Annotated in this window: 20 protein-coding genes; 13 read left to right on the forward strand and 7 right to left on the reverse strand. The window is 64.9% G+C overall.

Annotated elements, in window-relative coordinates:
• The 7 genes from dnaA to QA643_RS00035 all read left to right on the forward strand — a co-directional run bounded on the left by dnaA (position 1) and on the right by QA643_RS00035 (position 10,311).
• The gene (dnaA, locus tag QA643_RS00005; RefSeq protein ID WP_283031185.1) at positions 1-1,431 is read left to right on the forward strand and encodes a chromosomal replication initiator protein DnaA; all 1,431 of its coding nucleotides are present in this window, start codon (positions 1-3) and stop codon (positions 1,429-1,431) included.
• Between the two features lie 370 nt (positions 1,432-1,801).
• Positions 1,802-2,920, forward strand: a complete 1,119-nt coding sequence (gene dnaN, locus QA643_RS00010) for a DNA polymerase III subunit beta (RefSeq protein ID WP_283031186.1) — start codon at positions 1,802-1,804, stop codon at positions 2,918-2,920.
• Between the two features lie 219 nt (positions 2,921-3,139).
• A complete protein-coding gene (gene recF / locus QA643_RS00015; RefSeq protein ID WP_283031187.1) occupies positions 3,140-4,279 on the forward strand; it encodes a DNA replication/repair protein RecF in 1,140 nt (379 codons plus the stop codon).
• 250 nt (positions 4,280-4,529) lie between these two features.
• A complete protein-coding gene (gene gyrB, locus QA643_RS00020; RefSeq protein ID WP_283031188.1) occupies positions 4,530-6,965 on the forward strand; it encodes a DNA topoisomerase (ATP-hydrolyzing) subunit B in 2,436 nt (811 codons plus the stop codon).
• 14 nt (positions 6,966-6,979) lie between these two features.
• Positions 6,980-8,278, forward strand: a complete 1,299-nt coding sequence (gene murA / locus QA643_RS00025; RefSeq protein ID WP_283031189.1) for a UDP-N-acetylglucosamine 1-carboxyvinyltransferase — start codon at positions 6,980-6,982, stop codon at positions 8,276-8,278.
• A gap of 156 nt (positions 8,279-8,434) precedes the next feature.
• A complete protein-coding gene (locus tag QA643_RS00030) occupies positions 8,435-9,841 on the forward strand; it encodes an MATE family efflux transporter (RefSeq protein WP_283031190.1) in 1,407 nt (468 codons plus the stop codon).
• Entirely contained in the window at positions 9,838-10,311 is a 474-nt protein-coding gene (locus QA643_RS00035; protein ID WP_283031191.1) for a DUF2867 domain-containing protein, read from the forward strand. Before QA643_RS00030 ends, QA643_RS00035 begins: the two co-directional genes overlap by 4 nt.
• Positions 10,312-10,370: 59 nt before the next feature.
• On the opposite strand, the gene QA643_RS00040 is transcribed toward QA643_RS00035, so the two are convergent.
• Positions 10,371-11,474: an FUSC family protein gene (locus tag QA643_RS00040; protein ID WP_283035067.1), complete on the reverse strand. Its 1,104-nt coding sequence runs from the start codon at positions 11,472-11,474 to the stop codon at positions 10,371-10,373.
• A gap of 134 nt (positions 11,475-11,608) precedes the next feature.
• Here QA643_RS00040 and QA643_RS00045 point away from each other — a divergent pair, with 134 nt between their 5' ends.
• Positions 11,609-12,979 carry an MmgE/PrpD family protein gene (locus QA643_RS00045; protein WP_283031192.1) on the forward strand — a complete coding sequence of 457 codons (1,371 nt, stop codon included), beginning with the start codon at positions 11,609-11,611 and terminating at the stop codon, positions 12,977-12,979.
• A 2-nt stretch (positions 12,980-12,981) separates the two neighbouring features.
• Here QA643_RS00045 and QA643_RS00050 read toward each other — a convergent pair whose 3' ends face one another.
• Positions 12,982-13,272, reverse strand: coding sequence for a DUF1330 domain-containing protein (locus QA643_RS00050; protein WP_283031193.1), 291 nt, complete (start codon positions 13,270-13,272; stop codon positions 12,982-12,984).
• A 37-nt stretch (positions 13,273-13,309) separates the two neighbouring features.
• Positions 13,310-13,606 (reverse strand): DUF1127 domain-containing protein, encoded by a 297-nt coding sequence (locus QA643_RS00055; protein ID WP_283031194.1) that lies wholly within the window; start codon positions 13,604-13,606, stop codon positions 13,310-13,312.
• A 117-nt stretch (positions 13,607-13,723) separates the two neighbouring features.
• Between QA643_RS00055 and QA643_RS00060 the strand changes: the two genes are divergently transcribed.
• Positions 13,724-14,593 carry a LysR family transcriptional regulator gene (locus tag QA643_RS00060; RefSeq protein ID WP_283031195.1) on the forward strand — a complete coding sequence of 290 codons (870 nt, stop codon included), beginning with the start codon at positions 13,724-13,726 and terminating at the stop codon, positions 14,591-14,593.
• A gap of 22 nt (positions 14,594-14,615) precedes the next feature.
• On the opposite strand, the gene QA643_RS00065 is transcribed toward QA643_RS00060, so the two are convergent.
• Both QA643_RS00065 and QA643_RS00070 read right to left on the reverse strand, forming a co-directional pair.
• Positions 14,616-16,046, reverse strand: a complete 1,431-nt coding sequence (locus QA643_RS00065) for a serine hydrolase (RefSeq protein ID WP_283031196.1) — start codon at positions 16,044-16,046, stop codon at positions 14,616-14,618.
• Positions 16,047-16,196: 150 nt separating this feature from the next.
• Entirely contained in the window at positions 16,197-17,315 is a 1,119-nt protein-coding gene (locus tag QA643_RS00070; RefSeq protein ID WP_283031197.1) for a helix-turn-helix domain-containing protein, read from the reverse strand.
• 241 nt (positions 17,316-17,556) lie between these two features.
• On the opposite strand from QA643_RS00070, the gene QA643_RS00075 reads away from it, so the two are divergent.
• From QA643_RS00075 to QA643_RS00085, 3 genes are all read left to right on the forward strand, one after another.
• Positions 17,557-18,474, forward strand: a complete 918-nt coding sequence (locus tag QA643_RS00075; protein WP_283031198.1) for a pirin family protein — start codon at positions 17,557-17,559, stop codon at positions 18,472-18,474.
• A gap of 69 nt (positions 18,475-18,543) precedes the next feature.
• A complete protein-coding gene (locus QA643_RS00080) occupies positions 18,544-19,458 on the forward strand; it encodes a phosphoribosylaminoimidazolesuccinocarboxamide synthase (RefSeq protein WP_283031199.1) in 915 nt (304 codons plus the stop codon).
• 193 nt (positions 19,459-19,651) lie between these two features.
• Positions 19,652-20,455 carry a crotonase/enoyl-CoA hydratase family protein gene (locus QA643_RS00085; RefSeq protein WP_283031200.1) on the forward strand — a complete coding sequence of 268 codons (804 nt, stop codon included), beginning with the start codon at positions 19,652-19,654 and terminating at the stop codon, positions 20,453-20,455.
• A gap of 155 nt (positions 20,456-20,610) precedes the next feature.
• Here the strand turns inward: QA643_RS00085 and QA643_RS00090 are convergent, their stop codons facing one another.
• Positions 20,611-22,104, reverse strand: coding sequence for an NAD-dependent succinate-semialdehyde dehydrogenase (locus QA643_RS00090; protein ID WP_283031201.1), 1,494 nt, complete (start codon positions 22,102-22,104; stop codon positions 20,611-20,613).
• Positions 22,105-22,310: 206 nt separating this feature from the next.
• Positions 22,311-22,631, reverse strand: a complete 321-nt coding sequence (locus QA643_RS00095) for a hypothetical protein (protein WP_283031202.1) — start codon at positions 22,629-22,631, stop codon at positions 22,311-22,313.
• A 354-nt stretch (positions 22,632-22,985) separates the two neighbouring features.
• On the opposite strand from QA643_RS00095, the gene QA643_RS00100 reads away from it, so the two are divergent.
• Positions 22,986-24,179, forward strand: a complete 1,194-nt coding sequence (locus QA643_RS00100) for a serine hydrolase domain-containing protein (protein WP_283031203.1) — start codon at positions 22,986-22,988, stop codon at positions 24,177-24,179.
• The last annotated feature ends 102 nt before the right edge of the window (positions 24,180-24,281 follow it).

Raw genomic sequence — 24,281 nt, forward strand, 5'->3', positions numbered from 1 at the left:
ATGACAAATACAGAACAGGATCGCTGGTCGCGCGTGAAGGGACGGTTGCGGACGAGTGTGGGCGAGGACGTCTACACCAGCTGGTTTGCGCGCATGGATCTAGAAGGCGTGCAGGACGAGGCCGTGCATCTGTCGGTGCCGACGCGGTTCCTCAAGAGCTGGATTCAGGCGCATTATGCCGACCGCGTTCTGACCTGCTGGCAGGCCGAGATGCCGGAAGTGCACCGGATCGATCTCACCGTGCGCTCCGCCATGCGCTCGACCGCGCCGGCAAAGGACACGGCCGCGCCGGCCGACCAGCGCCGCGTCGAGCAGGCCAACGGTCGGCCCGCGGCTGAACTGCGCGCGACCGCAACCGCGCCGGTATCCGCCAGCCATGATGCGCTCGGCGGCTCGCCGCTCGACCCGCGCCTGACCTTTGCGAGCTTCGTGATCGGCCGCTCCAACACGCTGGCCCACGCCGCCGCGCGCCAGGTCGCCGAGGGCCGCCGCGGCGACCCCGTGATGTTCAACCCGCTCTATATTCACGCCGGCGTCGGCCTCGGTAAAACCCATCTGTTGCAGGCCGTGACCTGGGCCGGCAATTCGGGCGGCGAACGCAAGGTGCTGTATCTCACCGCCGAGAAATTCATGTACGGCTTCGTCGCCGCGCTGAAGACGCAGACGGCGCTGGCGTTCAAGGAAGCGCTGCGCGGCATCGACGTGCTTGTCATCGACGATCTGCAGTTCCTGCAGGGCAAGTCGACCCAGGCGGAGTTCTGTCACACGCTGAACGCGCTGATCGATGCCGGCCGCCAGGTGGTGATCGCGGCCGACCGTCCGCCGTCCGATCTCGAAAGCCTCGACGACCGCGTGCGGTCGCGGCTGGCCGGCGGCCTCGTGGTCGAGATGGGCTCGCTCGGCGAAGATCTGCGGCTCGGAATCCTGAAGTCGCGTGTGGCGGCCGCCCGCGCGCATCACGCGACCTTCGACGTGCCGGAAGCGGTGCTGGATTATCTGGCGCGCACCATCACCCATAACGGCCGCGATCTCGAAGGCGCGATCAATCGCCTGCTCGCGCACTCCAAGCTCAACAACCAGCCGGTGACGCTGGAGATGGCCGAGCGCGAGGTGCGCGACCTGATCCGGCCGCAGGAACCCAAGCGGATCAAGATCGAGGACATCCAGCGCGTGGTTGCCCGGCAGTACAATGTCAGCCGCTCGGACTTGCTGTCGTCGCGGCGGACGGCGAACGTGGTTCGCCCGCGCCAGGTGGCGATGTATCTGGCCAAGACGCTGACGCTGCGTTCGCTGCCCGAGATCGGCCGCCGGTTCGGCGGGCGCGACCACACCACTGTGCTGCATGCCGTGCGCAAGATCGAGGCGCTGGTGGCCCGGGACACCGCCCTCTCCGAAGAGGTCGAGTCGCTGAAGCGCCAATTGCAGGAATAGCGCGGGCAGCAATCCAGAGGAACAGAGCCGGCTCCTCCTCCAGGACTTGGCTCCAGGACTTTGGCTCCTCCCCAGCCTCTCCCGCCCTGATCCAATCGAAGTCGGATTTATCCGACTTCGATAATTTCCAGCCCAACTCGGGTAAACCCGAGTTGGGCGGGGCGGGAGAATTTTTTTCTGCCGGCATTTTTCGCCCCAAAAGTGGGGGAACGGGGCCTGTCTCCCTTGCACCGGCGGGCCATCCGCGCCAACTTGCGGTCCCCCCGGGGGTTTGATCAAATTCGATCCTGATCCGGCTTTTCGGGTTTCCAATGCCGCGGCGCTGCCTTTGAGAGGCCGCCCGGCTTTTCCATCTCTGGCGGGTATTGCAATGAAGGTCACCGTCGAACGCGCGCAACTCTTGAAATCGCTGGGTCACGTCCATCGCGTGGTCGAGCGCCGCAACACCATCCCGATCCTCGGCAACGTGCTGCTGCGCGCCGAAAATGCCCGGCTGTCGCTGAAGGCGACCGACCTCGATCTGGAGGTCACTGAAACGCTGGCGGCGGAGACGGCAACCGGCGGCTCCACCACGGTGCCGGCGCACATGTTCTACGACATCGTCCGCAAGCTGCCTGACGGCGCGCAGATCGTGCTGGAAGCCGACGGCGACCGTTCGGTGATGGCGATCCGCGCCGGCCGCTCGCGCTTCACGCTGCAGACCCTGCCCGAAAGCGACTTTCCGGACCTTGCCGCCGGCGACATGACGCACTCGTTCGCGCTTCCCGCCTCCGACGTCAAGCGCCTGATCGACCGCACGCAGTTTGCGATCTCGACCGAAGAGACCCGCTACTACCTTAACGGCATCTACCTGCACACCGCCGGCAGCGCCAAGGCCGCGACGCTGCGCGGGGTGGCGACCGATGGCCACCGCCTGGCGCAGATCGATCTGGCGCTGCCCTCTGGGGCGACCGGCATGCCCGGCGTGATCGTGCCGCGCAAGACGGTCGGCGAGGTGCAGCGGCTGATCGAGGACAATGAAGCCGAGATCAAGATCGAGCTGTCGCAGGGCAAGATCCGCTTTACCCTCGGCAATGTCGTCCTGACCTCGAAGCTGATCGACGGAACCTTCCCGGATTATGGCCGCGTCATTCCGCAGAACAACGACAAGGAACTGATCGTCGACAAGAAGGATTTCGAGGCTGCGGTCGACCGCGTTTCGACCATCTCCAGCGAGCGCGGCCGCGCCGTAAAACTCGCATTGTCCGCAGGCAAGCTGGTGCTGTCCGTGACCAACCCGGATTCCGGCAGCGCCACCGAAGAGCTGGAAGTCGAATACGCCTCCGACGCGCTCGATATCGGCTTCAACTCACGCTATCTGCTCGACATCGCCGCCCAGATCGAAGGCGAAGTCGCCGTGCTGCGGCTGGCCGACCCCGGCTCGCCGACGCTGGTGCAGGACAAGGACAACAAGGGCGCACTCTACGTGCTGATGCCGATGCGGGTGTGAGCACGTCCGGCGACAAGGACGCTGAAGTCCCCTCTCCCCTTGTGGGAGAGGGTGGTGCCCGACAAAAAACAGCTGTCGTACCTGCGAAGGCGGGTATCCAGTAATCGCCGGCGCCGGCGAAAACGTTGAGCAGCTCGGCGTACTGGATCATCCGCCTTCGCGGATGATGACACCAGAAGTCGCCGCCATTTTTGCGACGCTCCGGCAATGACAGTTTATATGACCCCCTCCCGCATCCACCGTCTCTCGCTGACGCACTTCCGCAACTACCGCGCGGGAAGTGTGCAGACGCGCGGCGACCTCGTGGTGCTGGTTGGACCGAACGGTGCCGGCAAGACCAATTGCCTGGAGGCGATCTCGTTTCTTTCGCCGGGGCGCGGGCTGCGGCGCGCGACGCTGGAGGATGTCGCCGACAACCAGGGTGACGGCTCCTGGGCGGTCGCCGCCGAGGTCGAAGGTGCGCTGGGGCTTGCGACGCTCGGCACCGGCATCGACACGCCGGGTGTGGAAGGCGCTTCCACCAGCCGGCGCTGCCGGATCGACCGCGAGCCCGTCGGTTCGGCAAATGCGTTCGGCGACCATTTGCGCATGGTGTGGCTGACGCCGACGATGGACGGGCTGTTTCTCGGCGCCGCTTCCGAGCGCCGCCGATTCTTCGACCGTCTGGTGCTGGCGATCGACAGCGAGCACTCCAGCCGCGTCTCGGCACTGGAGCGTTCGCTGCGCTCGCGCAACCGCCTGCTCGAAGTGCGCAACTACGACGACCATTGGTGCGACGCGATCGAGCGCGAGACCGCCGAGCTTGCGGTCGCGGTTGCTGCGACGCGCGGCCAGACCGTGACGCGGCTGGCTGCAATGCTCAGCGAGCGCGGCGCCGCCTCCGCCTTTCCTTCCGCGCAAATCGCGCTCGATGGCTGGATGGAAAACGCCCTCGTCAATGAGCCGGCCACCGCGGTGGAAGATCGTTACCGCGAGATCCTGCGCGCCGGCCGCGCCCGCGATGCCGCGGCCGGCCGCACGCTTGACGGCCCTCACCTCACGGACCTGCAGGTGGTCTATGCGCCGAAGAACATGCCGGCGCGCGACGCCTCCACCGGCGAACAGAAGGCGCTGCTGATCGGACTGGTGCTAGCCCACGCGACGCTCGTTGCGGAGATGACCGGCATCGTCCCGCTGCTGCTGCTCGACGAGGTCGTCGCCCATCTCGATCCCGTCAGGCGCAAGGCGCTGTTCGACGAACTGGCAAAGCTCGGCGCGCAGGTCTGGATGACCGGCGCCGACCCAGCGGCATTCGTCGACATCGGCTCTGGCGGCGAGATTTTCGATGTCGAATCCGGCCAGGTCCGCCGTCGCGCCTGAGGCCCACGGCGGCCGCCGGAGCCCTCGAAAATCGTTCCCTCAGGGGCGCAGAATCGAGGCTCGAATCGCGCTTTTCGACGCCTGCAGAATCGGCCCTCGAACACCTTGAAAAAGAGTAAAAAATCACCATTTATTCAAAGACTTGCGGAAGGAGAGATTGCGCTAGGCGCGATGCCTCTTTCATGGCACAAATAGATCGATCAGCGCCTCATATTGCGCAGCTGATTCGGGACATCCTCGAAGGCTTCACATGACAGAACCTGCCCGGCAGACCCCTGCCGACACTGAGCATCCAATTCCGGTCGAGTACGGCGCGGAATCGATCCGAGTGTTGAAGGGCCTCGATGCCGTTCGCAAGCGGCCGGGCATGTATATCGGCGACACCGATGACGGTTCCGGCCTGCACCATATGGTCTATGAAGTCGTCGACAACGCGATCGACGAGGCGCTCGCAGGCCACGCCACGCGCGTCGACGTCGTCCTGAACGCGGACAATTCCGTCACCGTGCGCGACGACGGCCGCGGCATTCCGGTCGACATCCATAAGGGCGAAGGCATCTCCGCCGCCGAGGTCATCATGACCCAGCTCCATGCCGGCGGTAAGTTCGACCAAAACTCCTACAAGGTTTCCGGCGGCCTGCACGGCGTCGGCGTTTCCGTCGTCAACGCGCTGTCGAGCTCGCTGAAGCTGCGGGTCTGGCGCGACGACAAGGAACATTTCGTCGAGTTCGCCCATGGCGACTCGCTGGCACCCTTGAAGGTGGTCGGCGAGGCCAAGGGCAAGCGCGGCACCGAGGTTACCTTCCTTGCCTCGTCCGAGACCTTCAAGAACATCGAATATGATTTCGCGACGCTGGAACACCGGCTGCGCGAACTCGCCTTCCTCAATTCCGGCGTCCACATCATCCTCTCCGACATGCGTCACGCGGTCGAGAAGCGCGAGGAGATGCGCTACGACGGCGGCGTCGAGGAATTCGTCAAATATCTCGACCGCAACAAGAAGGCGATCGTGCCGGTCCCGATCATGGTGCGGTCGGAAGCCAACGGCATCGGCGTCGAGGCCGCGCTGTGGTGGAACGACAGCTACCATGAGAACGTGCTGTGCTTCACCAACAACATCCCACAGCGCGACGGCGGCACCCATCTCGCCGGCTTCCGCGGCGCGCTGACGCGCCAGGTCAACGGCTATGCCGATGCCAACGCGAAGAAGGAAAAGATCGCGCTGACCGGCGACGACTGCCGCGAAGGCCTCACCGCCGTGCTGTCGGTGAAAGTGCCGGATCCGAAATTTTCGTCGCAGACCAAGGACAAGCTGGTGTCCTCGGAAGTTCGCCCGGTGGTCGAGAACGTGCTCAACGAAGCGCTCGCCGCTTGGTTCGAGGAGCATCCGAGCGAAGCCAAGGTCATCGTCGGCAAGGTGATTCAGGCGGCCGCGGCGCGCGAAGCCGCCCGCAAGGCACGCGAACTGACGCGCAAGAGCCCGCTCAGCGTCTCCTCGCTGCCCGGCAAGCTCGCCGACTGTCAGGAAAAGGATCCGGCCAAGTCCGAACTGTTCATCGTCGAGGGCGACTCGGCCGGCGGCAGCGCCAAGCAGGGCCGCAACCGCGAATTCCAGGCGGTGCTGCCGCTGCGCGGCAAGATCCTCAACGTCGAGCGCGTGCGCACCGACAAGATGCTGTCGTCGGAGCAGATCGGCACCCTGATCACCGCGCTCGGCACCGGCATCAGCGACGATTTCTCGGCCGACAAGCTGCGCTACCACAAGATCATCGTGATGACGGACGCCGACGTCGACGGCGCCCACATCCGCACGCTGCTACTGACCTTCTTCTATCGGCAGATGCGCGAACTGATCGACCGCGGCCATCTCTATATCGCGCAGCCGCCACTCTACAAGGTGACCCGCGGCAAGTCCGAGCAGTACCTGAAGGACGAGCGCGCGCTGGAAGATTATCTGATCGCGACCGGCCTCGACGACTGCGTCTTCAAGCCGGCATCGGGATCGGAGCGCGCCGGCCGCGACCTGCTGTCGCTGGTGGAAGATGCGCGCGTCATCCGCGGCATCCTCAACAATCTGCACAGTCGCTATAACCGCAAGGTGGTCGAGCAGGCAGCGATCGCAGGCGTCTTGAGCCCCAAGATCACGGCCGACATCGCCACCGCCAATGCGGCCGCCGACTATATCGCCAAGCGCCTTGATGCGCTGGCCGACGAGGTCGAGCGTGGCTGGACCGGCCGTTTCGCCGAAGGCGAAGGCTTCTTCTTCGAACGCACCATCCGCGGCGTCAAGGACGTCGCCATCATCGACGAAGCCCTGCTCGGCTCGGCGGATGCGCGCAAGCTCGACGATTACGCCGCGAGACTTCAGGAGGCTTACCCCAAGCCCGGGCTGTTGCGCCGCAAGGATGCGGAGACCGCGATCCACGGCCCCGTCAGCCTGTTCGAGGCGGTGACCGACGCTGGCCGCAAGGGCGTGGCGCTGCAGCGCTACAAAGGTCTTGGCGAGATGAACCCCGATCAGCTCTGGGAGACCACGCTCGATGTCAACGAGCGCTCGCTGCTGCAGGTGAAGGTCAAGGAGGTCGACGAGGCCGACGACATCTTCACCAAGCTGATGGGCGACGTAGTCGAGCCGCGCCGCGAATTCATCCAGGATAATTCGCTCAGCGCCAACGTCGACGTGTGAGGCAGCGTACGCCCGTGTCGCCCATCCAATACATCGTTGAAGGCGGCCACCGGCTCTCCGGAACCATCGAGCCGTCCGGCAACAAGAACTCGGCGTTGCCGATCATCGCCGCCGCCCTGCTCACCGAGCACCCGGTGACGCTGGACAACGTGCCGCGCATCCGCGACACCGAGACGCTGGTCGAACTGATCCGCTCGGTCGGCGCCTCGGCCGAGTGGAAGGAACGCAACACGCTGGCTATTCATGCCAAGGATATCAGCGCCGCCGACCTCGATCCCGAGCTCTGCGCGCGGATCCGCGCCTCGATCCTGCTCGCCGGGCCGCTGCTCGCCCGCTGCGGCGAGGTGGCGCTGCCGCCGCCCGGCGGCGACGTGATCGGACGGCGCCGCCTCGACACCCATTTCCTCGCCTTCGAGCAGTTAGGTGCCACCGTCACCGCCACCCACCGGCTGGAGTTTCGCGCCTCGCGCCTGAACGGCGCCGACGTCTTCCTCGACGAGCCCAGCGTCACCGCCACCGAAAACGCGCTGGTCGCAGCGGTAGCCGCTCACGGCACCACCTATCTGCGCAACGCCGCTTCCGAGCCGCATGTGCAGGATCTCGCGCATTTCCTGGTCGCGCTCGGCGCCAAGATCGAGGGCATCGGTACCAACACCATCATCGTGCACGGCCCGGCGACGCTCGGCGGCACCAGCTATTCGATCCAGCCCGACCATATCGAGGTCGGCTCGCTGATCGGGCTGGCCGCGGTGACCCGCTCGCCGCTGCGCATTGCGAAAGCCGGCGTCGAACATCTGCGCTCGATCCGAATGGGCTTTGAGCGGCTCGGCATCGTCTGCGGCGTCGAGGGCGACGACCTCGTGGTGCCCTCCGGTCAGACGATGAAGATCCACGACGATTTCGGCGGCCACGTGCCGAAGCTCGAAGACCAGCCCTGGCCGGCCTTCCCGGCCGACCTGATGTCGATTGCGATCGTGACGGCGACGCAGTGCGACGGCGTGATCCTGATGTTCGAAAAGATGTTCGAGTCGCGAATGTTCTTCGTCGACAAGCTGATCTCGATGGGCGCCCGGATCGTGCTGTGCGATCCGCACCGCGCCATTGTGGCGGGCCCGAGCCGGCTGCGCGGCGCGCCGATGACCTCGCCCGATATCCGCGCCGGGATGGCGATGCTGCTGGCGGCGGTTGCCGCCGAGGGCACATCCACGATCAACAACGCCGACCAGATCGAGCGCGGCTATGAGCGCATCGAGGAACGGCTCAATGCGCTGGGGGCGCGGATCACGCGCGTGCCGGCACGGACCGGCGGATAGGCGCGGAAAGCGCCGTTACTTTCTCGGCTCTCTCCGCGGTGCTATAGCGTCTGCAAGCGAAGCGGTTCCCAGCTCGCGTGAAGAAAACGTGTCAAAATCAAAGGTAGAGCGTCGGTTCTGATTCAATCAGAACCGATCATGTTCTAATCTCCTGCAATGACCTCGCTCGACAAGATTGAACGCGCATCGGCCGCGCCGCCTGTTTCCGCGGCCGTGCCCGGCCGCCATCTCGCGCTCGAGCTTGCGGAGACGCTGAAGCTTGCGGTGCCGATCGCACTGACCCAGCTCGGGCAGATCGCGATGATGACAACCGACATTGCCATGATCGGGCGTCTCGGCGCGGAGGCCGTGGCTGCGGCGGCGCTGGCGCATACCGTGCTGTTCGTCAGCTTCACCTTCGGCATGGGCCTTGTATCCGCGGTCGCGCCGCTGGCCGCGCAGGCCTTTGGCGCGCGCGATCCGCATCTGATCCGCCGTTCGCTGCGCGTCGGCCTGTGGGCCGCGCTATTGATCTCGCTGCCGCTGATGGCGCTCCGGTTCTGGGCCGAGCAGGTCCTGCTGATGCTGGGCCAGGCGCCGACGACCGCGCATCTGGCGCAGGAATATCTCGCCGGCCTGGTCTGGACCATCCTGCCGGCGCTGTGGTTCATGGCGATCCGCGGCTTCATGAGCGCGATCAAGCGGCCCGAGCCGATCCTGTGGATCACGCTGGCCGCGATCCCGGCCAATGCGCTGCTGGTCTATCTCTTGCTGTTCGGTGCGTTCGGCCTGCCGCAGCTCGGCCTGTTCGGCGCGGGGCTGGCGACCTCGATCGTCAATGTCGGCACGTTCCTGGCGGCCGTGTGGTTTGCTGCTTACCGCCGGCCGTTCCGGAAGTATCACGTGTTCGGCCATTTCTGGCGCGTCGACTGGCCGCTGATGTGGAAACTGATTGTCGTCGGCGCGCCGATCTCGATCTCCTTCCTGCTCGAATACGGCCTGTTCGGCGCCGCCGGCCTCCTGATGGGCCTGATCAGCACGACGGCGCTGGCGGCGCACCAGATCGCGCTGCAGGTCGCGGCTATTCTGTACATGGTGCCGTTCGGCATCAGCATGGCCGCCACCGTTCGTGTTGGCCACGCCATCGGCCGTGCCGATGCTGGCGCGGTCCGGCGTGCCGGCTATGTCGCGACGTGGCTCGGCATTGTCCTCGCCGCCCTCCTGACGCTCGCCGTGATGCTCGGCCGTTTTGGCGTTGCCCAGCTTTTTCTTGGCGAAAGCAGCGATGCGACCGCCGAGCTCTCCGCCATGCTGCTGCTGGTCGGATCGACCTTATTTGTAGCCGACGCCATCCAGACCATTGCCGCCGGCGCGCTGCGCGGCATGAACGACACCCGCGTGCCGCTGCTGTTCGCGGTCCTCAGCTACTGGCTGATCGGCTTCGCCTGCGCCTGCTGGCTCGGCTTCTGGACGTCGTGGGGCGCGGTCGGCGTCTGGATCGGGCTGTCGGTCGGGACGGCGGTCTATGCCGTGCTTCTGCTCTTGCGCTTCCGCCTGCTGGCGGCCAGGCTCACCTTCCCATGACCGTCCGCGAAGTCACGCCTGACGTCGATACCCACGCGCTGCTGGCCGGCGCGCAGTTCGCCGATGCGTTCTGCATTGAAGTCGGCGACCGCGATCTCGACGCCCGCCACGCCGCGGAGCGGATGATGGCGCGGCAGCCGCGCTGGGCCGAGCTACTGGTGCGGCTGCGCAATTTCCTGGTTGCGCCGCTCGGGCTGAAAACCTCGGGCGCCAATCCGGATGCGCCCCGCGACATGATCGGCATTTTTCCGGTCGTGAGCGAAACGCCTGATCGCCTCATCGCCGGCTTCAACGATCGCCATCTCGATTTTCGTGTCGTGGTGGATGTGACGGCAGCCGGCGAGGCCAGACAGGTCACCGCGACGACGGTGGTCAAGACGCATAATCGTCTCGGCCGCACCTACCTCGCGATCATCATGCCGTTTCACCGGCTGATCGTGCCGGCCCTGCTGCGGCAGATTGCGGCCTGAATACACACGATCGCGCCGTCGCGATGCGGCGAAGCTCGAGTTTTCGACATCTATCTCGACTAGCCTTTTGCGCCGGCCGGCTTTTCACCCCAGTCGGCGCGGCAGCGATCGAGATCGTTCAGGTTCTGCCGCATCTGATCGAGCGAGAACCCCAGCGCGAAGAACCTCTCGGCAACGTCGATGGGCACGCCGCGGATCAAGCCTTCGCTCCGGATCGCGGCGACCTCGGCGGCATAGGCCTGCAGCGCCGCATCCACTGGCCCGATGTCCACCGCGCCGGTGCCGCTGCGCAGCGATGTGGCGACCATACGCATATAACCTACAATCGCCTGGCTGACCTCGGCGAGCGGCCGCGCCAGCCGCGCCTGGACATTGGCCGGCAACGGCACGACGCTGGCGCGGCCGATCATCACGACATCATGGCGCAGACGTTGGATGGTGCGCAGCAGGGGCCCGGTATCCGGTCCCGACGACAAATGCGCCGCACGCTCGCGCTCGGCTTCCCTGCCGATCGCATGAAGATTGGTCAGCGCCGTGCCGAGGCCATCCTGGATCCGGTGCAGGGCGTCATTGTCGAGCCCGCGCGTCAGCCCGGCGAGCAGTTCGGCGAAGGCGGCCGCCAGCAGTTCGAGAATTTGCGCCGCATTGACACGGATCTGGCTGACCGCCCGGGACGGTAGCACCAGGAACGAAACCACGAGCCCGGTGAGCGCGCCGACAGCGACCTCGAACAGCCGGTCGATGGTGGAATCCAGCGGATTGGCGTGGTTCATCGCCGGCACCAGCAGCACGATCACGGCCGTCACCGTGGCGGCGCTCAGGCTGGGATTGACGGCACCGATGAAGGCCATCGGTGCGACCGTGAGCACCAGTAGCGCCAGCAATCCGCCCTCGCCGGAATGCGGGATCAGCATCGCAATCGCCCCGCCATAGGACGCGCCGCCGATCGTGCCAAGCATGTAATCGCGGGTTGCCTTCAGCGAGCGCCCGACGCTCATCTGGGTGACGATCAGGGACGTCAGCACCGCCCATAGCGGCAGCATCAGATGCAGCGCGCGGGCGATCGCATAGGCCGCGACCGCGGCAGTCGCGAGCCTGACCGCCAGCGCGAGTTGCGTCTTGTAGTCGCGGAGCGATCCAAGCATGCGTTTTGCGAAGGCCATCATGCGCCGCATTCCAGAAACTGCACCTCGCGCCTGTGCTAAACGACGTCAGCTAAGGCCGGTGGCGCGACCGGAAGGCGGCTTGAAAGCGCTTTTTGGCCCGCCTACGCTATCCGGCAAAACGAGGAAACACGATGGCCCAGGAAACCGCAACGCTCGCCGCTTATGTCGCCGACCTGAAATTTGCGGATATTCCGCCGGAAGTGCTGGAACGCGCCAAGGTACTGACGCTTGATTTCCTCGGCAGCGCAATCCGGGCCCGGCGCGATGCGGAATCCACCCCCTCGCTGCTCAACATGCTGGAAGCGCTGGCGCTCGACGGCAAGGGCGAGGCCACCGTGTTCGGCGATTCCAAGACCTGGACGCCCGCGGTCGCTGCGCTGCTCAATGGCGCGCTCGGCCACTCCCTCGATTTCGACGACACCCATGCCGATTCCTCGCTGCATCCGAGCGCGCCCGTGGTGCCGGCCGCCTTTGCGGTCGGCGAGATGGTTGGCGCCTCCGGGCGCGATGTGCTGACGGCTATCGTCGCCGGTTATGAGGTGTGCTGCCGGCTCGGCAACGCGCTCGATCCGACCTCGCATTATGCGCGCGGCTTCCACCCGACCGCGACCGCCGGAACCTATGGCGCCGCGGCGGCAGCCGGCAAATTGTTCGGCCTCTCCAAGGACCAGATCATCTCCGCGTTCGGCGTTTCCGGCAGCCAGGCGGCGGGCTCGCTGCAGTTCCTGGTCAACGGCGCCTGGAACAAGCGTTATCAAGTCGGCGCCGCCGCGATGAACGGCGTGATCGCCGCGACCTTGGCACGAAATAATTTCATCGGCTCGACCGAATCGGTCGAGGGCAAGCACGGGCTGCTGGTTGGCTACAGCGACGATGCCCATCCCGACAAGGCCATCGCCGACCTCGGCAAGACCTATGAGACGCTGAAGATCGGCGTAAAGCCCTATCCGAGCTGCCGCTACACCCATGCTGCGCTGGATGCGCTGATCGCGATGCGCCGCGAGCACAATCTGACGCCGGACCAGATCAAGCGCGTCGAGATCGGTCTGCATCGCAACGGCATCACGCTGACGGGCGATGCCCCGACCAAGCGGCATCCGACCTCGATCGTCGGCGGGCAGTTTTCGATGTACTTCACTGGCGCACTCGCGCTCGATCAGGGCAGCTTTGGCTGGGACGACTACCAGCGGCTCGGCGACGCCGCGATCAACGCGCTCGCCGACAAGTTCGAGGTGGTGCAGGACGATCGCCTCGAGATCGGCCGCACCCACCCCTTCGGCGCGCGCGTCTCGATCACCACCGACGATGGCGTGCACGAGCGGCTCTATGCCGATCCCTCAGGCGAGCCGAATACGTTCCCAGATGCGCAGGCGATGCAGCAGAAATTCCTCACCCTCGCCCGCCCCGTGCTGAACGGCCGCGCCGACCAGCTCGCGGATGCGATCCTGTCGCTGGAGAGGTTTGATCGTGTCGAGCAGGCCACACAGCTGGGGCGGCAGTAAGCTCAAGCAGCGCCCTCGATGATGATGAAGTCGGCGTCGGCATATTTCTGCCGGATGATTTTTGCCGCGCTGTATTCCGGGCTGTCGTAGCAGGCCCTTGCCGTCGCGCGATCGGAAAACTCGACCACGACGTTGCGGTCGCGCGCCTCGCCTTCCATCACCTCAAAGGCACCGCCGCGCACAATAAAATTGGCGCCAAATTTTTCGAAGGCCGACCGCGCCGCCGCCAGATATTCAGGATAACGCTGCTGATCCCGCACCGAAACGCGGACAATCCAATAGGCCTTTGGCATGATATTTTTCCTTGCGGTGTAAGACGTCGGGCAATTTTTAGCGGGAGGGCTTCAGGTCGGTTCCCGACCGTATCGCGCCGCGAAGCTGACACCGGTTCACGCCGATATCCCTAAGCATCATGTCGTCCATCGCCGAGAGCGTGGCGAGGTCGCGCTCGCGCTGCCGATAATTGAGGACGCGCGCCCACCCGAGCAGCAGCATGCCAATCGCGCGCGAGCGCGCCGCATGCGCGCGGCGCACAAGTCGACGGGTCAGCGTGGCTTGCTGCGCGGGCGAGAGCGCCTCCCAGCATGGAGGCCAGATGACGGGATGACCGTGGTGACCGCAACTCATCGACAATCCTCCGTGCCGCCAACCGGTAATCGGTTCACGGCAAAGGATTTACACCCGCTTCCTCATCACATAAAATGAATAGTTGTGATATTTTTAATCTCAGATTGAGATATAGAGATGGACCTGTCCGACTTGCGAATCTTCACCGCGGTCGTCCGCGAAGGCGGCATCACCCGCGCGGCCGACAAGCTCAACCGTGTCCAATCCAACGTCACCACCCGGATTCGGCAGCTGGAGCTTGATCTGGACGTCGACCTCTTCATTCGCGAAGGCAAGCGACTTCATCTCGCGCCGGCGGGCCAATTATTGCTCGGCTACGCCGAACGCCTGCTCGCGCTCGCCGACGAGGCCCGCGCCTCGATCAAGGACCCGCATCCCCGCGGCGTGTTCCGCCTCGGCGCGACGGAAAGCACGGCCGCCGTCAGGCTGCCCAGTGCAATCAATGAATACAGCCGTCGCCATCCCGAGGTGACGCTGGAGCTGCGCATTGGCAATCCTGTAACGCTCTCTGCTGCCATCCTTGCCGGCGAGATCGACGCGGCGCTGGTCTCCGAGCCAATTGCGGACGCGCCGTTTGAGAAGATTCCGACATTCGAGGAGGAGCTCGTGATCGTGTCAGCAGCGGGCCAGCCGCCGGTCGGCCGCAAAGGTTGCTTTCCCGGCACGATGATCGCGTTCGAGCATGGCTGTCCGTACCGCAAGCGGCTGGAGAACTGGTACGCCAGCCATGGCGAGATGCCGGCGCGGACCGTTGAGCTTGGCTCCTATCACGCGATGTTGGGCTGCATCGTCGCCGGCATGGGAATCGCGCTGCTGCCCAAGAGTGTGCTGACAACTTTCCCCGAGAGCAAGCGACTCACCGTGCATCGCCTGCCGCCAGGCCAGAACCGCTCCAGCACAGTGCTGATCTGGCGTAAGGGTGCCGGCTCTCCAAACATCGAGGCATTGCGCCAGATCCTGTCGCGGTCGAGAAATGGCAAGGCGTGACGGTTGCCGGCGACGAGCGCCGTCAATTCCCGGCCGCCAGCTTTCCTTTGGCTCCCGTCGCCGCAACAACATCGCGCACGAGATCGAACACGCCGTCGGCTTCCGGCGGCCAGTTCGGCGAGCGGCCGAGCCGGACGATCACTAGCCGTTCGGACGGCACGACGATCACGTACTGGCCGATCGTTCCCTTGGCGAAAAACGCATCGCGCGGCCAGCCGCGCTCGGTGCGATAGGTCGCGCCAAAACTGTCGCCTTGATTGGTCCAGAACCCCGCTCCCTGCCCCACCCAGGCGCTCGGCGTCGGCGTTGCCGAATACTTCACCCAACCCTCAGGCAGGATGCGCTTGCCGCCAGCCATGCCGTCATTGAGATAGAGCTGGCCGAAGCGCGCCCAGTCGCGCGCGCTGGCCAGCAGCTGGCTCGAGCCGTCCGCATTGCCCGACGCATCGAATTCGAGCGTGACGTGGCGCATGCCGAGCGGCTCGAACAATTCCTGCCGTGCAAAGCGCATCATGTCGGCGGCGCGGCCACCGGCGGCCTGACGGATCAGATGCGCGAGGATGACGGTATTGCCGTCGTGATAATTCCATGTCTCGCCGGGTGCGGAGGCCAGCGGCATGCTTTCCGCATATGTCGCCATATCCGGCTCCATGAATTTCATGCCATTCACCGGCTCAAGCGCGGAGGCCAGCGATGCCTGCAGCGAGCTGCCGAGCGCGAGCCCCGCGGTGTGGCGCAGCAAATGATCGAGCGTGATCGCACCTCTCGCATCGCCGGCGCCGCGCCATGCGACGATCGGCACGGGCTCATGCAGCTTCAGCGTGCCCTTGTGCACGAGGATGCCGGCCAGTGCCGAGATGACCGACTTGGTCGCGGAGAAGCCGAGCAGCGGCGTATCGATACCGATACCCTCGGCGTAGCGCTCGGCAATGATGCGGCCATCCTTCAGAACCACGATCGCGCGGGTGTTGCGCGGCGTAGATTTGTCCGGCTCGGCAAAGGCGCGATCGAGCGCTGCGGTGAGTTTTGCCGTCTGCGGCAACACGATCGATGGCCCGGCGATTTCCGGCAGCAGCGCCGGCCTGGCCTCGGGCAGCGGCAGCACAATGTCGATTGCTGCGCTACCGTGGTCGAGATAGCAGCCGAGGCCTTCGCCGCGATAGACGGCGTGGCTGCGGCCGAGGCCGAGCAGCGTCACGGTGACGTCCCTGCGCGCACGGTCGACGCGGTAATCGAGGGCCCAGGAGATCAAGCCCGCACCCGGCATGGCGGACGTCGTCTCCGCGAACACCCGCGCCGCATCGAGCCCGGAAACGAAGGTCTCGGTGCAAAGCACATTGGCGACAAAGCCGGTCGCAACCTTCGGCACATCGCGGGCGCGGGCGGCTGTGAGCGCAAGCCCACTGAGGGCCGTCGAGGCGGCGAGGATGAGAATAAGATTTCGTCTGGTCACAGGGTCCTCCGGCAGCACGCATCAGAGCGTGCCGCGGAGGATGGCGAGGCTATCGCGGACAGGCTCGCCACATCTGGAATTAGCGCTGGCCGAAAGCTCGAAACGGTTCGCCGATTCCAAAATACATCAATGATAACAATGAAATGATTGCTAGGCCGCGCTGGCCTTGAGCCGACGGTATTCGGTCGGCGTAACGCCGGTGATGGCCTTGAAGGCCCGGTTGAACGGGCCGAGCGACTGGAAGCCGGCATCCATCGCAATGGTGATGACGGGGACCTCGGCCTGGCTCGGATCAGCGAGCGCCGCCTTCGCCTCCGCAATCCGGTGCTCGTTGAGAAACACATTGAAATTGCGATAGCCGAGCCGCTGGTTGATCAGCCGCCGCAGCCGGTATTCGGGAATGGCAAGGCGGGTCGCGAGCGTGCCGATGGTGATGTTGTCGTGGCGATAGATGCGCTCGTCGGACATCAGGCGCATCAGCGCGTCGATCAGTTTCTGGTCGGCAGCGCTGGATTCGGCGGCGGCCGTTTCGGTTGCGTCGACCTTGGATTCGGGCGCGACCGGAAACAGATCAGCGCCGTCGACGCGCATCATCGCGATCGCGATCGATCCCACCACCGCAGCCAGCGCCGCCGAATTCAAGGTATTAGCAAGTTCGGACGCGCCGTGGCCGGACAGCACGATCTGCAGGACCGCGTTCAGCCCGCCATAGAGTGCGGCAGCACTGACGATGAAGACACGCACCCGGCGGCGACCTTCGACCAGATCGGCCGACCATGAGGCGATGGTCTGCGCAACCGCCAACGCGATGAAGCCAAGCGCGATCACGTTGATCGCAACGAACAATATTCGCATCGTGGAGAAGATGGCCACCGCCCCTTCGCCGACGAAGGTGGTCCCCTTGCTCCCTGTCATCGCGGCTGGTGCAATGAACAGGCAATTCGCCAGGCTGAGCACGACAACCGCAATCCAGATCAGCCCATGCCACCATCGCAACCTGAACTCATCGCCGAACAGCGCGCGGGCAAACAGCCAGAAGACAACCACATTGCCGGTCGCCAGCGCGATCACGGGTGCAAACGCCCCCGACGCCGGCGATGCCGTGCCGATCGACGAGGTCACGGCATGCGCCGCCGATCCGACGGCGAAAGCCGCGGCCAGCCGTCCCGCCAGCACGGTGCCGAAGCCGCGATACAGCGATACTGCCAGCACCAGCAGCAGCGCCACGGTGGCGGCTCGGAAGGCAATGTCGATGGTGGCAAGTGGCATCAAGTTGGGTCCGTTCGCGCGGTTATCGGCGATGCGTGACCCTAGTGCGAATTGCGGCTTGATTCAATTTCTAGGCCCCCAAGTGCGCATGTCAGCCGCCGTCATTGCGAGCGCAGCGAAGCAATCCATAGATCCCCAAGCCGAGAAATGGATTGCTTCGCTGCGCTCGCAATGACGCAGAGAAGCTTTCACCCATGATCGCGATTCCTGCTATGATCGCACAAAACTTCAAGGAGCCCCCATGAGCTGGCAACCTTCCAACGATCCCGTGCTCGGCGATCCCAGAACCTGCGATGCGCTCGACCTCATCATCGTGCCGCGCACCCGCGACCTCGGCGACGGCTTTGCGGTGCGGCGCGCGCTGCCGCATGGCAAGCGGCAAATGGTCGGGCCCTTCATCTTTTTCGATCATTTCGGCCCGGTGCAGTTCATGGCCGGCAAGGGCATGGACGTGCGGCCGCATCCGCATATCGGGCTCGCCACCGTCACCTATCTGTTCGACGGCTCGATCATGCACCGCGACAGCGAGGGCAACATCCAGGAGATCCAGCCCGGCGCGATGAACCTGATGACGGCGGGGCGCGGCATCGCGCATTCCGAACGCACGCCCGACGTGCAGCGCCGCGACGGCCAGAAGATGCTGGGCCTGCAGAGCTGGATCGCACTGCCGGCGGGATCGGAGGAAATCGCGCCGTCGTTCCAGCACTACGCCGCCGAGGCGCTGCCGACCGTGAAGGAGAGCGGCTTCACCGCACGCATCATCGCAGGGAACGGGTTTGGCGTGAAATCGCCGGTCAGCATGGTCTCGCCCTGGTTCTACACCGAGGTGACCGCGCAGGCCGGGACCAGCGTGCCGCTCGACCCCGACCATGAGGAGCGCGCGATCTATCTGGTCGACGGCGAGGTCGAGATCACGGGCGAGCGTTACGAGAGCCCGCGCCTGTTGATCTTCCGGCCCGGCGACCGCATCACCCTAAAGGCCGTGCGGCCGACGCGGATGATGTTTTTGGGCGGCGACGCGCTGGAAGGGCCGCGGCACATCTGGTGGAATTTCGTCTCCTCCAGCAAGGAGCGGATCGAGCAGGCCAAACAGGACTGGAAAACCGGCCGGTTTGCCGCCGTTCCGCAAGAACATGAGTTCATTCCGCTGCCGGAGTGAGCTATTGCTCCGCTTTCCAATTTTCGCCTTCGCGCCAGCGCGGGGGTGCCTGACCGAAAGCTTGCCCCGATGAACGCGATGCTCGCCAGCGATTTGCCTCTGCCCCGGATCGACCGCGGCAAGGTGCGCGATATCTATGCCGTCGGCAGCGACTGCGTGCTGCTGCTCACCACCGACCGCATCAGCGCGTTCGACGTTGTCATGGCCGAGACCATCCCGATGAAAGGCGCAGTGCTGACGCAGATCAGCGCGTGGTGGTTCCGCCAGCTCGAGGGTGTGGTGCCACACCACATGATCAGCGCCGACGCCGACGAGATCATCCGCAAGGTGCCGGCCCTGAAAGATCATCGCGCCGATATTCTGGGGCGCGCGATGCTGTGCAAGCGCACCACCGTCTTCCCGGTGGAATGCGTGATCCGCGGCTATATCTCCGGCTCGGCCTGGAAGGAATATGCCACGTCCGGCACCCTCGCTGGCGAAGAACTCAAGCCGGGCCTCGTCGAGAGCGAGAAGCTGGATGCGCCGATCTTCAGCCCGGCGACCAAGGCCGAGACCGGGCATGACGAGAACATCACGGTCGCGCGGGTGCGCGAGATCGTCGGCAATGACATCGCCGGGAAGCTCGAGAGCATGGCGCGCACGGTCTATAATTTCGGCGAGCGGATCGCCCGTCATCACGGCATCATCATCGCCGACACCAAGTTCGAATTCGGCCGCGCCGCCGACGGCCGCATCATCCTGATCGACGAGGTGATGACGCCGGATAGTTCGCGCTTCTGGGCCGCCGACGTCTACAAGCCCGGCCGACCGCAGCCCTCCTTCGACAAGCAGCCGCTGCGCGACTATCTCGACGCCGAGCGAAAGGCCGGCCGCTGGAACGGCGATGCGCCGCCCCCGCCGCTGCCCGCCAGCGTGGTGGATGCGACCAGCAAGCGCTATCTCGAAGCGTACCAGCGCGTGACCGGGGATGAGTTGCAGATCTAGTCGCGTAGGATGGGTAGAGCGCAGCGAAACCCATCAATCCGCGCGCCGAGAGATGATGGGTTTCGCTTCGCTCTACCCATCCTACAAATCCCCGCCGATGGCAGGCTCCGCTCGCAATGACGCGGATACAGGATTGCCTTATGGCCTTGTTCGGTGCGAAGCTCCCTCCCAGAAAAATGCGATGGAGCGCTACATGTCCGAAGAAAACTCCGTCCTCGTCGAACGCGACGGCCCCATCACCATCGTGTCCATCAACCGCCCGCATTGCCGTAACGCCGTCGACGGCGCGACTGCGCGCAAATTGTATGACGCTTTCCTCGCCTTCGATGCCGACGAGAACGCATCCGTTGCGGTGTTCACCGGTACCGGCGGCTATTTCTGCGCCGGCGCCGATCTCAAAGCCGTGGCGGCGGGCGATCCCAACAAGAAGCGCGAGCTCGGCGGGCACGATTCGATCGCGCCGATGGGGCCGAGCCGGCTGCGGCTGTCGAAGCCGGTGATCGCGGCGGTCGAGGGCTTTGCGGTAGCCGGCGGCATGGAGCTGGCGCTGTGGGCCGATATGCGCGTCGTCGCTGAGGATGCGACCTTCGGCATCTTCTGCCGCCGCTTCGGCGTGCCCTTGATCGATCTCGGCACCATCCGCCTGCCGCGGTTGATCGGCCATTCGCAGGCGATCGACCTGATCCTCACCGGACGTCCGGTCGGCGCACAGGAGGCGCTGCGCATGGGCCTCGCCAACCGCGTCGTCGGCCGCGGCGAGGCGGTGGCGCATGCGATCACGCTGGCGCGGGAGATCGCGGCGTTTCCGCAAAAATGCCTGCGCGCCGATCGGCTGTCGGCGCTGCGGCAGTGGGACCTTTCGGAGGAAGAGGCGATCGACAACGAGATGCGCGGCGGCCTTGCCGTCATCGCCTCGGGCGAAACGCTGTCGGGCGCGACGCGCTTCGCCTCCGGCATCGGACGTCATGGCGCGTTCGCCAGTGACGCCAGCGATTGAAATGAGATGTCATCCCCCGCGAACGCAGGGACCCACAGCCACCGACGTCTGTTGTTGCAGATGATGTGGCTCCAGCCTTGCTCAGCGACAGAAGCCTGTGGTTATGGGTCCCGGATCGCGCCTCGCTTGTCCGGGAGGACGAGGGAGTGTGACTGCTAAACCCCCGCCATCATCACATATTTGATCTCGACATATTCCTCCATGCCGTGATGCGAGCCTTCGCGGCCGAGGCCACTCTCCTTCACGCCGCCGAACGGCGCGACTTCGGTGGTGATGAGCCCGGTGTTGACGCCTACCATGCCCGATTCCAGCGCTTCGGCGACGCGCCAGACACGGCCGAGATCGCGGGAGTAAAAGTAAGAAGCGAGTCCGAACGGCGAGTTGTTGCACATCGCGACGACATCCGCCTCATCCTTGAAGCGGAACACCGGCGCCAAAGGTCCGAACGTTTCCTCATGCGCGACCAGCGCGTCGGGCTTGACATTCGACAGCACCGTCGGCTCGAAGAAGCTGCCGCCAAGTGCGTGGCGCTTGCCGCCGGTGACGATCTTGGCGCCGCCCTTCACCGCGTTATCGATATGTTTTTCGACCTTGAGCACCGCATCCATGTTGATCAATGGGCCCTGCACTACGCCCTGCTCCGTGCCGTCGCCGATCTTCATCGCCGCGACCTTCTTGGACAGCTTCTCGACGAACTCGTCGTAGATCTTGTCCTGGGCGTAGAGGCGGTTGGCGCAGACGCAGGTCTGGCCCATGTTGCGATATTTCGAGACGATGGCGCCTTCCACCGCCGCATCGATATCGGCATCGTCGAACACCACGAACGGCGCGTTGCCGCCGAGCTCGAGGCCGAGCTTCTTCACGCCTACCGAAGCCTGCTGGTAGAGGATCTTGCCGACTTCCGTCGAGCCGGTGAAGCCGACGAAGCGCACGGCCGGATGCTCGCACAGCACCTTGCCGATCGCGGATGAATTGCCGGTCAGGATATTGAACACGCCCTTCGGCACGCCGGCCTTTTCCGCCAGCGCGACCAGCGCCAGCGCGGTCAACGGCGTCTCATTGGCGGGCTTGAGCACGACGGTGCAGCCGGCGGCAAGCGCCGGCGAGACTTTTCGCGTGATCATCGAGCACGGGAAATTCCACGGTGTGATCGCGCCGCAGACGCCGATCGGCTGCTTGATCGCGAGCAGGCGCGCATCCGGACGCTGGGTCGGGATGGTCTCGCCATAGACGCGGCGGGCTTCCTCGGCAAAAAATTCGACATAGGCGCCGCCGATATCGACCTCGCCGAGCGCTTCCGCGAGCGGCTTGCCTTGTTCGGAGGTCAGGATCAGCGCAAGATCCTCGCGATTGGCGGCGATCAGCTCGAACCATTTTCGCAGGATGTTGGAGCGCTGTTTTGCCGTCTGCTTGGCCCAGGACGGGAACGCACGCTCGGCAGCCTCGACGGCCTGCGTGGCTTCTGCCGTGCTGAAGGCCGGCACCTTGGCGAGCTCGACGCCGTTGACGGGATTGGTGACCGGGCGCGACGGCGTGCCGACCCAGGCGCCGTCGATGTAGCAGCGGTCGCGCAGCAGCGTGGGGTCCTTCAGGCGGTCGTGCAGCGATGGCTGGGCGGATTGGGCGCGAGCGGCGACGGGTGGGTTCATGGCGTGCTCCCTGGAGGTTTCTTGGGGTTGGGCGGGAGTATAGGCCTGGATGGGCGGTAATGCATCGGCGGCGGATGCAGCCCTGCTTCAAGCTATGTTGAGGGCGATGGGGAGCTCCGTCATTCCGGGATGGTGCGTAAGCACCAGACCCGGAATCTCGAGATTCCGGGTTCGCCCTTCGGGCGCCCCGGAATGACGGGACATCCTTACGCCGCGCCGCTCATATACGTCTCGCGCCTTCCGATCATGCGCTGGGCGGCGGCTTTGGCGTCGGCTTTGGTGGAGGTGGCGCAGGTGCGGTATTCGAGATCGGGCAATTTCGCCGTATCGCGGCGACCGAACCAGGATTTGGAACCGACCGGCAACAGCGCCAGCGCCTGGGCGACATTGTCGACGGCCTCGAACGAGTGCAGCGCGCCGGTGCCGGCGTAGCGCACCTCGAAAATGCCGGGCGAGATCGGGGCTTCGATATTTTCGCCACGCCCCGCGCGGGGGTAGCGCTTCCATTCACTCCAAGTCGAAATCATTGCGCACCTTTGCACAAGCGGAAGAGACAACCATTTTGATTAATTTGAGCCAGCCAACGCACTACGTTTGTGCTGGAATTTGAACGCCTTACTGGAAAAGATCGGCGAAGGGAATCGCTGGCGCCATCACGTTATCGTGGATGGTGAATCCGGTCACCGGCGTTGCCTTTTCCCAACCGCTGAAAGCAGCAAGGTGTTGCAGTTTTGTTTCGGATCACCCCAACAAAGCTCGCCCACCCGATTACCCATCACGAGATCGCGACACGAGCGCCCGAGCGCGACGCGCGCTTGCCGGATAAGGCCGCCGGGAGGAAGATCGTTCCACTTCCATAAAAATCAAAGCGGGAGGAGACCATGCAAAGCAAAGCTGAGATCGATCAGGTTCTGCGGCAAAAGTGCGAGGCGAAGGAGATCCCCGGCGTGGTCGCGGTGGCGGCGACCGCGAGCGACATCATCTACCAGGGCGCGTTCGGCAAGCGCGACCTTGCCAAGGACGACGACATGACCGCCGACAGCGTGTTCTGGATCGCCTCGATGACCAAGGCGATCACGACCGCGGCCGGCATGCAGCTGGTCGAGCAGGGCAAGCTCTCGCTCGACGAGCCGATCGGCAGGCTGCTGCCGGATCTGGCGGACCGGCAGGTGCTGGAAGGCTTTGACGCCAGCGGCGCGCCAATACTGCGGCCCGCGACAAAGCCGATCACGCTGCGCCATCTGATGACGCACACGGCCGGCTTCGCCTATCACATGTGGAACGGCGACTGCGCGCAATATCTGGAGAAGACCGGCACGCCGGCGATCACCACCTGCCAGAACGCCTCGCTGACATTGCCGATGATGACCGATCCCGGCACGCGCTGGGAATATGGCATCAACATCGACTTCGTCGGCAAGGCGGTGGAAGCCGCAAGCGGCCAGAAGCTCGATGCGTATTTGCGCGATAACATCTTCGCGCCGCTCGGCATGAACGACACCGCGTTCAAGATCAGCGACAGCATGCGCCAGCGCCTCGTCGGCATGCATGCGCGCGGCGAAGGCGGCGTGCTGGCGCCGATCCCGTTCGAGCTCGAACAGGCGCCGGAATTCCACATGGGCGGCGGCGGCCTTTACGGCACGGCGGCCGACTACATCAAGTTCACCCAGATGATCCTGAACCAGGGCCGCGGCAACGGCAACCAGGTGCTCAAAGCCGAGACAGTGGCGCTGATGAGCCAGAACCACATCGGCGAGCTCTCGATGGGCAAGATGACGACGGTGACGCCGATCTATACCAACGACGTCGACCTGTTCCCCGACATCGTCAAGAAGTGGGGCCTCTCCTTCATGATCAACACGGCCAAGACGGCGGAGGGCCGCAGCGCCGGCTCGCTGTTCTGGGCCGGCCTCGGCAACACCTATTTCTGGATCGACCCGGCCCGCGACGTCACCGGCGTGATCCTGATGCAGCTGCTGCCGTTCGCGGATGGCAAGTGCCTGGAGGCCTTCGCAGGCTTCGAGCGCGGGGTCTATGCCGGGCTGGATGCAGGTAGCGGCCAGAAGGCGGCGTAAGGATGAGGAGGGCGGCGACGCGTGCGCGTGTCGCCTGCCCTCGCCTCAGCCCAACCTGTCATGCCCCGCCACCGGGTCTCGCCTCCGGCGAGCCCGATGACA

It is taken from the genome of Bradyrhizobium sp. CB3481, assembly GCF_029714305.1.
Classification (GTDB): Bacteria; Pseudomonadota; Alphaproteobacteria; order Rhizobiales; family Xanthobacteraceae; genus Bradyrhizobium.